This is a genomic window from Nostoc sp. WHI (assembly GCF_015714725.1).
Classification (GTDB): Bacteria; Cyanobacteriota; Cyanobacteriia; order Cyanobacteriales; family Nostocaceae; genus Nostoc.
The window spans coordinates 1-12,942 of record NZ_WBKM01000346.1; the positions used below are offsets into that span (position 1 = coordinate 1).

Genomic DNA, 12,942 nt, shown 5'->3' on the forward strand with positions numbered 1-12,942 from the left:
CTGCCCCCTGCCCCTTTTCCTCTTCGCTGACTCTTGACTCCTGAATTCTATTTTGATACTTAATGACCATCCAATAATTCTGCTAAACTTGCACGAAACTGGCTAAACTCATAAGCTTCAATAGTTTTTTGTTGCAAGTATTCTGGCTGGTAAATTACTGGGTTAGAACAATCGCCTTGTAGGATTTGAATTAGATTATCGGCAATTTCTTCTACATTATCAGGGTCAATTAAACATCCTAATTTTCCCTCAGCTAAAGGATCTATAGAACCATCTTGATTACCCGCCAGCACAGGTTTACCACAAGCTAAAGCTTCTAGATAAACAATACCAAATCCTTCTCCTTTACTTGGCAAAGCAAAAACATCGCAGAGATTGTAATAAGCACACAATTCTTCATCTGGTACGAATCCGGCAATAGTGACACAATCTTGGAGATTTAAGCTGGTAACTAAAGCCTTAATTCGAGGTACATCATCCCCTTTACCTGCAAGAATGAAGTGAACATTAGGGACATGCAAGCGGATTTTAATTAAGGCATGAAGTATTTGGTCGTAACCCTTATATTTTGCCATCCGCCCCATCCGCGTCACTGTTAGAATTACAGGCTGTTCATCTGTTAAATTATATCGTTTCAGTAAGTAAGAAGGTTTAGGATTTATCTGAAATTGACTGGCATCAAACGTATTAGGTAAAAGGACTATTTTCTCCGAGTCAATATTTTTGTCTTCAAGTAAACGCTGGCGAGTGTAATTACTAACACTAATAATTTTATCTGCTTTTTGTAAAGCTAATTTTGTAATTTTGCTTTCGATATCCCAAACTTCTAAACCATGAGCAACTACCCAGTAAGGAATCCCAGTGATAAGTTTTAGAATATAACAAGCAGTGGCATAGTTAACATGGGTTGATATGACTATAGTGGGACGTTGGAAAATAGCTAAAATAATTATTTTGGTAGCAAATAAAATAGTTTGCAATAATTTTGCGAACTGACCAAAATAATGAAATCTTGTCGAAGTTAAAAATTGCAAGTTTTGCGGCTGTTTTAAATTGTGTTTGTCATACTTGAGAAACACATCATAATTAGCTTCAGGATATAAATCTTGTAAAGCTTGGAGCAAAAATATTGAGTAAACTTGAATACCTCCCTTAAAATTAAATATATTGGGAAATATTAAGTGGAAATGAGGTTTATTTATGGTAGGTGTTTTCAACATAAGCTAAATAATTAAAGTTCTTCATTACATGATAAAATCTTTTCGAGAATTGATAGCTGCTGCCAGAAAATAAAACTCAATAGTTGTAAAAGTATAGTCTTCAACAAAAAAATCTGGCATTTGAGACGCTAAAAACATTATAAGTGGAATCATCGTTACGGGATTAATATGTTTAACTTGAAATCCTATTCTTGTTAAAAAACTAATAAATATCAATAATCCAGTAATTCCTTGTTCCACTAACACATTTAAAAATATATTATGTGCGTGAAAACCTTTCTGTCCCCAAATTTTCAATCCTATATGTTCTGCAAAAACTCCTATGCCTATACCAGTGAGAGGTCTTTTAATAGTTTCAATAATAGCTGCCTGCCAAAGTGTGAACCTTGATAAGGCAGTTCCTACAGGACTAGGAAGCGCTATATCACTAGGATTTGCTAAAAATAAATTAATTAACGGAAATATTTTACTATCTCCCAAACCAATTCTATATGTAGATACTGGTAGAGATATAATAGATAAAAGCCATAGGCTGATTATAAAAATCGTTTTTCTAATACTAATAATTTTATGTATTAATAAAAGAACTATGCCAAGAATAAAAACTAGCCAAGCATTTCTGCTAGCAGACAAAGCTAGGGAAATCAGAAAAAGAAATTCGCTTATATGTAATTCAAATTTAGAAATATTTCTCTGTTTTTCTAAAATTAGGCTTAAACATAATCCAATTGCCATTATTACCCCAAACTGATTGGGATTTTGCATGATAGAACCAATCTGAGGATAGAAACTGGGAAATTTTAATAATTCAAAAATCCAATGATTGGGAAATAAAGCTTCTAAAAAACCAAAAACCGCAATTATTTGTAGTAAGTATAATATACAACGATAGTAAAATCTTAAAGATGAGCCTTTTAGATTTCTAAAAGTTATCACTAAAAAAGCAAAAAATAATATAAAGTAAGTAGTATATTTGATACTGTAAATAATAGCAGTATTTGGAAATAAGCTAATTAATGAGCATAGCCACATCCATAGGTACAGCATACTCAGAAATATCAAAATGATTCTGTGCTTCTTAACAATTTCGGGTATAGACTTTAGAGATAAAGCAATTATGCCAAAACTAAATGCAGGCAGTAATAAATAATGAATGCCAATATTTATTCCCGGAAATTTAATCCGTCCTAAAAGTGAAGAAAATAGGATGAGCAGAAAAAATATGTTAATCATAACGTTTTAATTATAGATGATTTTTTATAACAAAAATTCTACATTAAAACCCACATTCGTAGGCTAAAGGAGAGATTTTGATATTTTTTCAAGCTAAAATCTTGAGTACATAAAGAATATTATCATACACAGCCCTCTGACAATATCATCTTTTGAAGCCATAGCATAGAAAAATATCTCACTAAATCTGCAACAATCTTACCTTGTTGATGAGAGTAAATTTGTCAAAATCCATTGAAGCAAGAATCCCACAGTTTTCAATGAAACTGAGTATAGCGATAGTTTGATCAAAAGCCGTGAGAGTGAAGTGCAATTAATCATTAAAAATTAAATCCGGTGTCCAAGATTCTGGATAGTATCATAAATGCAAAAATTTTGAGAGGCGAGGCTCAACTTCTGGACTTTTCACTGAATCATCTGCCAAATCTTGAGAATATTCTCACCACTCCCACCACCGGCAATAGTTTGTCCATCTGGGCTGATGGCAACAGCATAAATATATCCAGAACCCGTCTTTAAAGTGCGGATTTCCTTTCCAGTTACCGGATTCCACAATTTGATTGTCTTGTCACTGCTGCCACTGACGAGGGTAACACAATTTGGACTTGCACTTGACAAAAAAGTGACGGAATTAACCTTATCATTATGTCCCTTTAAAGTATGGATTAATTTTCCTGTCTTCAGATTCCACAGTTTGATTTTCATATCCTTACTACCACTGGCAAGGGTGAGGCCATCGGGAGCAAAAGCGACTGAAAGAATCGAGTCTGGATTTCCCTCCAAGGCGCGGATTAATTTTCCTGTCTTCAGATTCCATAGCTTAATTGTCTTGTCCCAACTACCGCTAGCAAGGGTCATACCATCAGGACTAAAGACTACAGATGGAACACCATTGGTATGTCCCTCCAAGGTACGGATTAACTTCCCTGTCTGTAGATTCCACAGCTTAATTGTCTTATCCTGACTAGCACTGCCACTAGCAAGGGTTTTACCATCAGGACTGAAAGTTACAGAACTCACTCCGTCGGTATGTCCCTCCAAAGTGCGGATTAACTTTCCTGTCTCCAGATTCCACAGTTTGATTGTCTTGTCCGCACTGCCACTAGCGAGAGCTTTACTATTAGGACTGAAGGCTACAGTCCAAATCCAACTGGAATGTCCTTCTAAGGTGCGGATTTCCGCTTTATTTGCTAGATTCCATAGCTTGATTGTCTTGTCATCACTGGCACTAGCAAGGGTTGTGCTATCAGGACTGAAAGCTACGGAATTCACATCACTGGAATGCCCATTGAGGGGTTCGGGTAGAAAAGGATTTTCCGGTACGGTTTTTTTGGGCTGAATCAGCGGAGAAATAGGCTGAGAAAATTCCCTCATTGGATTGGGGCGAGTCTGGAAATACCAAACTCCCCCCAATCCAAACACCAAAATGCTAGAACCTAACAGCAGTTGACTTTGCAGCTTGTTATTTGGTTGTGATGAAACTGGCCCCTTGTTTACTCTGGTAGCTGCAAATGTTGGTGTAAGTATAGTTGGGGGCACTGATGACGATGGTGATAGCCGAGGTGTCAAGTCAGTGATGACTTCATCAGCCGATTGGTAACGCTTTTGGATGTCTAGTTGCAACAACTTATCCAAAACTTCACCCAACTCTACAGACAGAAAAACCCTGTTTTTACCTGGACTGCTCAAATATTGCCGCCAAGACGCAACCCAACCGTAACCCTGCTGCATCCACAGCTGAGATGGACGAACCCCAGTCAGTAAATGAAAACAAGTCGCCCCTAAACTGAATAAATCACTGGCTGGGTAGGCTTTTCCATCTTGCATCTGTTCAAGTGCGGTGTAACCGTGTGAGCCGATAACAGTGCCCATTTTAGTCTGCACTGTTGCCGTCAGCTGCTTGGAGGCTCCAAAATCAATTAGCACTAATCGCCCGTCACTTTGACGGCGAATAATATTCTGTGGCTTGATATCCCGATGAATCACTCCCCGCACGTGGATAAACTTCAGCACAGGCAGTAAATCTAGCAAAAGTTCACGAATCTCTGTTTCGCTATAGCTTCCCCGCGTTTGCCATTCCTTGAGTAAATTTTGCCCATCGATAAACTGCTGTACTAAAAACAGATAGTTATTTTGCTCAAAATAAGCCAATAAAGTTGGAATTTGTCGATGTTCTGCCAGTTCTTGTAGTCGGCTTGCTTCTTGTTTAAATAGCTCAATGGCCTTTGTTAATGGCCCAGTTCCCTGAAGTTTTGGTGCGAATTGCTTGACAACACAGCATTCATTCAGTTTGTGTATATCTTCTGCCAGATAGGTTCTGCCAAATCCGCCCTCATCTGACAACACCTGAGTGGGACGATAGCGACCTCCCAGCAGGGGTATCAATTCTGCTCTACAACTATGGCAATAGTTGTTTTCATCAGGATTTACGGGTTTTGGGCAATCGGGATTCACACAACAGAGCATACTGGGAATCCATTTTCATGTTGGAGTATATATTCATCTTAAGTCATGCAGTATAATCTCTCTTGTTAGTCAATATCACTGAGATACCATACAAATCCCCAATTTCCTTACCTCATCAGGTATTGAACAATTTAGACAATTTGTAGTAAATTCTGCTTAAGCGATGCCTTTTGACGAATGATGGGCGTTAACTTGGTTATATACATGCGTTTGCAATTTAGTTGTTCGGGAGCATCTGGCTCAGTTTTACAAAAATATCTCGCCAAAAATCCGAAAAGCAGCAATTTCAGCTTGTAGCTCAGTATATACCTACAAAATTGACAGACTACTAGGAGTTTAAATTTAGAATATGATTTTTGCAACTTAGTTGTGACAAAAATTTTGGCTATATAGTATATACAAATTAAATTGGTAGCAGTCCATCGCTAAATTTAAGTTCAATCTAGATAAGAAGTCAGATTTATTTGCTGCGGGAAAAACACCAAATAGTAAATTAAATTTGTCCATTCCTGAAAGACAAAATCATCAGCAAAATTAGGAGCGTAATTATGCTAGTAAGAAACAACAGCGATCGCCGCAAATTAAGTCGCATTTTAATTTGTTGTTTGAGTAGTAGTTTGCTAATCACGAGTAATATACTGCCGATAAGTGCTTTAGCAATACCTCAAAATTCTAAAAACTTCATAATTGCCAAATCACCAGATGAGAGGCAACCAGAAGCAGTAAAAAAAGCAATTGAGCAAATTCCTGCTTCTCAAGCGTCAATAGCTCCAAGAAAGAAGCCAAATATTGAGTCACCAATACAAAATCGTGTATCGTCTAACACAGAAAAAGTGCAGCCCAACCCGACTCCAGTGAGAGTTCGCCAGCCTAGTCCAACTCCAGCGAGAGTTCGCCAGCCTAGTCCGACTCCAGCGAGAGTTCGCCAGCCCAACCCGGCTCCAGCGAGAGTTCGCCAGCCCAACCCGACTCCAGCGAGAGTTCGCCAACCCAGTCCAAGAAGAGTTTCTCCACCCGCGACACCTACATACAGGGAGATTAATTTTGCCGATGTTGCATTGGGTATTCTGAGTAAGCGTGACTTTGAATCTCAAGGTAGATATTTTCATTTCTACCAGTTTGAAGGTAGAGAGAATCAATTAGTCCAAATTAGGCTTATTGGGAGTAATGATACACGCAAAACAAATAACTTGAGTTTAAATACCTTATTGTTTCTGCATGATCCTGATAACAATGTCATCGTCAAAAAAAGCAGTTTGGAGAAAAGCAGTGATGGCGATGATGCATTCATTTTTGCGCGACTGCCTACGAACGGCACTTACAAGATTGCAGTTACTAGCCAAGATCCCGGAGATACAGGTCGCTATAGTTTGGCTCTGAGGAATGACAGAGCTAGCTATACCCTAGACGAATCAGGTCAATTAAGTGCCCAGAGTTCAACTCTTAAACAAAATGGAGGCGCTTACAATATTTCCAATTTTCAAGGTAGAAAAAATCAGCTTGTAAGTATTCGTGTAGATAGTGTCGATGAAGAGTTTTCTCCTTATGTAGCCTTGCTAAATTCTCAAGGACAGGCGATCGCTATAGATAAAGACAAAGACAAAGATGGTGTGTACAGTGCTTTAATTGACCGAGCTAGGTTGCCTGAAGATGACACTTACTATATAGTTGTTACTTCCAAGAATCCACAAGAACGCGGTAAATACAGATTAACTATTTTTTGAGCTAATTTGGTTCTTATGGGTGGTCAGGTAATATTATTTCACGAAATTCCTTTTACCAACGTATTTGTAGCAGGAATTTCGTGAGATGGTGGTATTGGTTCAAAAGCTGAAAGTTGTGCGAGTTGTGGCGATCGCACATTTCAAGTTAATTACAGCGATTTTCGGGTAAATGAACCACATTGTTTTTATCTCACGCAAAGGCGCAAAGAAGAAAGGAAAGAAGAAGATTGTGGTCTAAATACATGAAAACTGCTGTAAGTACACAAACTAGGTCTGGTAGCCAGGTATAAAGTCCGTTTGAATTCGGAATTTTGCTATAAATCAGACTGCGTTTGGTTTGTGTGGATATTGATAGTTAGATTACTGTTTCGATTAATTTTGGATTTTAAATTTCTCTAAAATCCAAAATCTATAACTCTTACAGTTGGCGCACTAATGGTTGACCATCTTTGACTTCGCCAATTAAAACTAAATCAACACAGTTAACGAAGATGCCATTTTCCAGGACGCCAGGAATGTTATTCAATGTCTGCTCTAGGCTGGCTGGATCTTCTATAGAGTCAAATCTGACATCTAAGACAAAATTGCCTTGATCAGTGATCACTGGCCCAGCTTTTTTTACACCCATGCGGAGTTCTGGTTTACCACCGAGTTTTTTGATGGCATTGGTTACGGGAGTAATTGCCATTGGAATCACTTCCACGGGTACAGGGAAACTAGAACCCAAGTGGTCTACTAACTTCCCACTATCTACCACGACGATGAACTGTTCTGCCAGGTAATCTACAACTTTTTCGCGGGTATGTGCTGCACCACCGCCTTTAATCAAATTCTTCTGTGGATCGACTTCATCGGCTCCATCAATGGCAATATCGATGTGGTCAATAGCGTCCAAGGTGGCAAGAGGGACACCGTATTGCTTCGCCAGCACTTCTGACTGAAACGAGGTGGGTATGCCAATGATATCTTTGAGTTCACCAGACTTGAGGCGATCGCCTAAATACTGAATCGTATATGCTGTAGTTGACCCCGTACCCAACCCCACAATGGAACCCGACTTGACTAGGGCTGCGGCGGCTTTGCCAACTTCTTGCTTCATCAACTTTACGGGATCTGCTGCTAGTGTCATTCCCAAAACTCCTGAAAAACTGACTATAGTCCATAGTAGTGGGCAGATAACGCCAAAAGATGAAAGGTAAAAAACAAGTTTTTGCTGATTTCTACTCCTTTGATTATGAAAACAAGCTAACGCACTACGTAGGTACGCAACATTGCCCAGCCTAAATTCGTCACTAACTGAGACCAAATTTTGCGTTAACCTCAGTAACGTAGTTTTTTAAATTCACGTTAGCAGCTAAAAGTGGTTATTATGATGCGTCAGCTTTCAATTACTTTATCTTTATTGGCACTACTACAAACCTTGCCAGCAATTGCTCAAGTGCCAGAAACAACTTCTGTAATCTCATCTGATTTCATTCAACAAGTAACTGCTGTCAAATGGATGACAAACTTTTCTGATGGAAAGTTTTATCCAGAAAGGTTACTGAGTAGAGCCGAATTAGCGTCAATTATGGTCAAAGCATTTGGGCTAAATAAAAGACAAGCTGTTAGCAAAGAAAATTTACTTATTCCAGATGTTCCTGCTACTCATTGGGCATTTAATGATATACAGATAGTCTTAAAAACTGACATCATGAAAGGCTATCGGGGCAATGAATTTTTCCCTAATCAAAAGGTGACAAAGGCAGAAGCTCTTGCTATTTTCGCCCAGGCTTATGGTGTATTTCAGTTTCCCAATGACGCTGTTAATGAGATTCTTGCTGCATATCCAGATGAAAAGTCTATCCCAGCTTGGGCTAGAAAAGCGATCGCCACAGTAGCGACTGAGGGATTTCTCAATACAGATGCTCAAGGCAATATTTCCCCATTACGACCTGTTACCCGTGGAGATATGGCTTACGTATTGAGTAAATATTTGCAACGACAACAGCAACAACCCGAAACTCCAGAAGTTCCGATTATTCCAAATAGCCCACAATCACCTTAGCTTAAGATTTGTCCTAGATTATAAACCAAGAGACTGCATGAAGGATATCCATACGGGTTCTCTCCGTTTGCTCAAATTAATCAAGTGAGCGATCGCATCTTCAAGTAGCTGAAATGCTAAAAAACTAATTACAGCCTCACTGAAGTCGGCCTCGTAAATTCCCCAAAGCTCAAAGTTCTCCATCATGGCATAGGGCAATCGGTATAAATATGAACACAAGTGCTGCATATAGATTCCTCTCTTGATAATAGAGATGCAGATGACCACACCTCATTAAATACTTACCATTTCAATACAAAAGAAGATTTAGCTCTTTTTGCCATTGCAGTAAGGGTTTTCCCCAAGCTTCCTCCCACTTTTGGGCAAAGAGAGATTTGGCGTTTTTGCCCATTTCCCATCCGGTTTGAATCGCATCAAGCAAAGTGGGCAATTCTTCAGGATTGAATAGAAGGGCAGACATCATGCTACTAGAAAGCAAAGATACTGCTAGAGGATAGGGAAACTGTGGCAAGTGAAATGCCTGTAATCCGATCTCGTCAGATGGTAATATACCAAAACCAGTAACAATATGCCATATATCGTGGGTTTGGCTTAGTCTCGCCTCCACATAACTGGCATCGGAATAAATGGGTATTTCTTCGTACAAGTCTTCGGCTCGAAATCCCTTTGCCTTCATTGCCATGCTGTAAAGGTATCCCAAGGAATCCGGTGGATATTGCAACAGAGTGTCCAGATTATGAGGCGGAGCTATGTATCGCTCTTCAATTAATGCTGCTGAACTAGGATCACGCTTAAGGTACTCTACTGCAATGTCAAAGGAAGGTGTTTCCAGCAAAGCAGCAACCATCTCTCCCACTACATCCAAACTTGAATCTCCGGCAAGCATTGCTAAAAAAGGCTGTAATGCGGTAATTTGTTGCATCTGATGGGTTAAATCGTTTCCAACTTTGGAACTGGATAATCTAAGTAAATCTTTGTCCATAACAATATCCTCCTGTGGTTAGACTAAAATATGAGTATTGCTCACATTTGCAATAATACGAGTAATGCTCATGTTTAGTCAAGCAAATTTTTCACCGATTTTTTTAACTTCATGACCACCGATTCATCAAAGCCCAAAGGGATGCGCCGCCAGCCTCGTCAAGCGCGTAGCCAAGAGCGCGTAAATCAAATTTTGGATGTAGCTGAACAATTATTTATTACGGAGGGCTATAACGCCACCAGTACCAATGCGATCGCAGCTAATGCCAAAGTACCTATCGGATCGCTGTACCAATTCTTTCCTGATAAGGCAGCAATTCTTTACGGACTGGCAGCTCGCTACAATCAGCAACTCCATCATTTATTAGTAGAATTGGATACACCTGAAAGCAAGAGTTTATCTCTCTCTAGATATATGGAGCAGGTAATTGATACCGTTGATCAATTTTTTACCGATTACCCAGGTTATCATGCCATTTTTATGCCCTTGCAAAGTTCAATGCCTGAACTAGAAGCGATCGATGCGGCGGGTGATGCCCAACTGATTCAAGATTTGGCGATGTTTATATCGGAGCGTTGTCCAGATTTAGAACCAATCGTCTATGAAGCGATCGCTTTTGTGTTGGTGAAAATCATCGGCACCCTTTTATGGACATCTCTTAGCCAAGAAAAAAAATTCCGTCAACAACTGGTGACAGAAACAAAAAGATTGACTCTGAGTTACTTGCAAAGTTACTTGTAGCGACCTGTAATGCTAATCGCTCAAACCTGCAATCAAGACCTGAGAAAACTAAGATTATCTGCAACTATAATTATCTTCACCGCAAATAAAATCACCTTTGACCCGAATCTCTATACTTGTCTCGAATTTGGCGAAGATATAAGGAATTAGACTGTGTTGGTTGCTGCAACACAGAATTCCCGTAATTAGATTGTGCTGGTTGCGTCGGTTGCTGCAACCCATAATTAGATTGTGGTAAGTAATTCGGCTGCTGCAAACCATAATTACCATATCCCATAGGGTTTGTGGGGGTCACAGCACTTGGACTCTGGCTAGAGTAAGGTGGATTATTATTTGGTGCGATCGAGGTCACTGGGGGCGTTACTGGTGCTACACTAGGCACTACTTGACCGTTATTTAAATTATTGTAGGGATTTTGCGGTAAGCTCGTACCCGTTGACGTATAACCTGTACCAGTAGGCACTACCTGACCATTATTTAAATTATTGTAGGGATTTTGTAGCAAGTTCGTACCCGTTGGCCTGTAGCCTGTCCCAGCACTTAACCCAGTAGCCGGTAGAGAATTCTGACTGGGTAAGCTGTTGATGGACGGTATTAACGTTGCTCCTGGGTCAGAGATGCGCCTCAAGGTATTTGTCTGAGTTGCAGTACCATTAAAGCTAGACAATTTCTGGTTTGTCGATTGGTCGAGCGCTGCTTGCAAAGGGCTGATGGAGACAGAATTTTGATTCTTGTTGGTTTGATTAGTGAATCCAATACCCAGGCTAGAGGATGTTTGTTCCCCCCCTGTTGGTTCAGATGCCGCAGTTAAGGTCTTGAGACCTAGAAACTGACTATTACTATCAACTGTCCCAGTACGCAATAAATTTTCTGTTTGTACAACGAAGGGATTTTTCACGGCTGGGGACGTGTCGTTATTAACTATGCCTAAACCAGGATTTAATTTGGTATCACTAGCAGATTTTTTATTGTTAATTACATCCTCTAATAAGCTTTTACTCTTTTTTCCCTCAGTGTTTTCCTTGGGGGTATTTGTCGTTGCTGGGAGAGTTGCTTGCTCAAAGTCATTAAATAAAACTGGCAAATTATCAATATCTGCTGCGATCGCTCTGTCTTCTGCTGACAGAGAGGAATCAGCAGGCTTTTGGGAAGCGACTTGGTTTTTTGGCTTATAAACGAAAATATCTGGATTTTTCCAGTATTCCCAGGTTACTAGCCCTACCACAGATAAAAAAATTGCAGTTCCCCAAAAACTAGGTCGTCCTAGATTCCATAACCTGGCTTTGAGATAGCGTAAGTAGGCGGGAGGATAATGACGATGTGGCATAAGATAAAGGATTAAAATTTACTAAAAATCGGTAAAAATTGACGAAAGTTGAAAGCGTTGCTGTTTGATGCTTTTGCTTCCCTCAACAGTAAATATCTCAACTTAAGTTTAAATGGTGATTTTATCCTAACTTCTCCCTCAGTTATTAGTCATTACCAATAGATATATAGTAGTCAAAAATTTACTTTTTACCCGTTGGAGTCTTTTGGCAAGACTTTCTGGAAAGTTATGGCAATTTGTGCCGAGTTTTTGAGCATCGGTCACATTAGATATGATCATGAGTTGACAGTTGCTCTAAGTTTATTGTTATGGCTGGACAAAAGTTCAACTTTTTCACTTTCTAGTTAGCAAGCTGTGCGCTGCAATGCTTCGATAAGCCTTTGAGGGCGCTGTGCTGCACCGTACTATTCACCAGGAGACTACAGCAATGATGAAAGCTGAAGATATTATGACCAAAGATGTAGTTACCATTCGCGGTTCGGCTACTGTTGCTGAAGCAGTGGGGCTGATGAAGGAAAAAGGATTGCGATCGCTGGTTGTGGATCATCGCCATGACAATGATGCTTATGGTATTGTCACAGAAACAGATATTGTTTATAAGGTAACAGCCTACGGTAAAGACCCAAAGCAAGTATGGGTTTACGAAATTATGAGCAAGCCCTGCATTGTGGTAAACCCTGATTTGGGTGTGGAATATGTAGCGCGTTTATTTGCTAACACTGGTATCCACCGGGCACCTGTGATTCAAGGCAAGCTGTTGGGCATTATCTCGATTACCGACATTTTGACCAAAAGCGACTTTGTGGAGGCGCCAAGAGCGCTACTGCTGGAGGAGAGAATTCAAAAAGGAATTGAGCAGGCTCGTGCTATTTGCACCGAACAAGGTGCTTATTCTAAAGCCTGTGCTGCTGCCTGGGATGAAGTAGAAGAACTCCAGGCAGAAGCGGCTCATCAGAAAGCTGAGGGTATGGTATCAGCCAAAGTCTCTTTTGAGGAATACTGCAAGGAAAACCCAGATGCACCGGAATGTCGAAATTATCACCCGTAATTGAGGTGTTGTGATCAAAAGGTAAAGGGCATTGGGCAAAACAGTTCCGTTAGCGGATAGCTAGGGTTTAGCCCGTTCCCAGTTTTGAGTGCTGAGTAAAGAGATGAGATCCCCACTCATTACTCACCACTCAGCACTCATTACTCAGCACTAT

Annotated in this window: 11 protein-coding genes; 4 read left to right on the top strand and 7 right to left on the bottom strand. The window is 39.9% G+C overall.

Annotation, left to right across the window (positions count from 1 at the left end; translation table 11 throughout):
* Window positions 1-59: 59 nt before the first annotated feature.
* The 3 genes from F8S12_RS35265 to F8S12_RS35275 all read right to left on the bottom strand — a co-directional run bounded on the left by F8S12_RS35265 (window position 60) and on the right by F8S12_RS35275 (window position 4,919).
* Window positions 60-1,220: a glycosyltransferase family 4 protein gene (locus F8S12_RS35265; RefSeq protein WP_196520947.1), complete on the bottom strand. Its 1,161-nt coding sequence runs from the start codon at window positions 1,218-1,220 to the stop codon at window positions 60-62.
* Between the two features lie 24 nt (window positions 1,221-1,244).
* Window positions 1,245-2,453, bottom strand: a complete 1,209-nt coding sequence (locus F8S12_RS35270) for an O-antigen ligase family protein (RefSeq protein WP_196520949.1) — start codon at window positions 2,451-2,453, stop codon at window positions 1,245-1,247.
* Window positions 2,454-2,858: 405 nt separating this feature from the next.
* Complete coding sequence (locus F8S12_RS35275) at window positions 2,859-4,919, bottom strand: serine/threonine-protein kinase (RefSeq protein WP_196520950.1); 2,061 nt, start codon at window positions 4,917-4,919, stop codon at window positions 2,859-2,861.
* A gap of 548 nt (window positions 4,920-5,467) precedes the next feature.
* Here F8S12_RS35275 and F8S12_RS35280 point away from each other — a divergent pair.
* A complete protein-coding gene (locus tag F8S12_RS35280) occupies window positions 5,468-6,643 on the top strand; it encodes a PPC domain-containing protein (RefSeq protein WP_196520952.1) in 1,176 nt (391 codons plus the stop codon).
* 418 nt (window positions 6,644-7,061) lie between these two features.
* Here F8S12_RS35280 and rpiA read toward each other — a convergent pair whose 3' ends face one another.
* Entirely contained in the window at window positions 7,062-7,772 is a 711-nt protein-coding gene (gene rpiA, locus F8S12_RS35285) for a ribose-5-phosphate isomerase RpiA (protein WP_196520954.1), read from the bottom strand.
* A gap of 243 nt (window positions 7,773-8,015) precedes the next feature.
* Between rpiA and F8S12_RS35290 the strand changes: the two genes are divergently transcribed.
* Entirely contained in the window at window positions 8,016-8,690 is a 675-nt protein-coding gene (locus tag F8S12_RS35290) for an S-layer homology domain-containing protein (protein WP_196520995.1), read from the top strand.
* An 18-nt stretch (window positions 8,691-8,708) separates the two neighbouring features.
* Here the strand turns inward: F8S12_RS35290 and F8S12_RS35295 are convergent, their stop codons facing one another.
* Entirely contained in the window at window positions 8,709-8,918 is a 210-nt protein-coding gene (locus F8S12_RS35295; protein WP_196520956.1) for a hypothetical protein, read from the bottom strand.
* 61 nt (window positions 8,919-8,979) lie between these two features.
* The gene (locus F8S12_RS35300) at window positions 8,980-9,672 is read right to left on the bottom strand and encodes a Coq4 family protein (protein WP_196520957.1); all 693 of its coding nucleotides are present in this window, start codon (window positions 9,670-9,672) and stop codon (window positions 8,980-8,982) included.
* Window positions 9,673-9,783: 111 nt separating this feature from the next.
* Between F8S12_RS35300 and F8S12_RS35305 the strand changes: the two genes are divergently transcribed.
* Window positions 9,784-10,413, top strand: coding sequence for a TetR/AcrR family transcriptional regulator (locus tag F8S12_RS35305; protein ID WP_196520958.1), 630 nt, complete (start codon window positions 9,784-9,786; stop codon window positions 10,411-10,413).
* 91 nt (window positions 10,414-10,504) lie between these two features.
* Here the strand turns inward: F8S12_RS35305 and F8S12_RS35310 are convergent, their stop codons facing one another.
* Complete coding sequence (locus F8S12_RS35310) at window positions 10,505-11,740, bottom strand: hypothetical protein (protein WP_196520960.1); 1,236 nt, start codon at window positions 11,738-11,740, stop codon at window positions 10,505-10,507.
* Window positions 11,741-12,167: 427 nt separating this feature from the next.
* Here F8S12_RS35310 and F8S12_RS35315 point away from each other — a divergent pair, with 427 nt between their 5' ends.
* On the top strand, window positions 12,168-12,788 hold the full coding sequence (locus F8S12_RS35315; RefSeq protein ID WP_196520967.1) for a CP12 domain-containing protein: 621 nt from the start codon (window positions 12,168-12,170) through the stop codon (window positions 12,786-12,788).
* The last annotated feature ends 154 nt before the right edge of the window (window positions 12,789-12,942 follow it).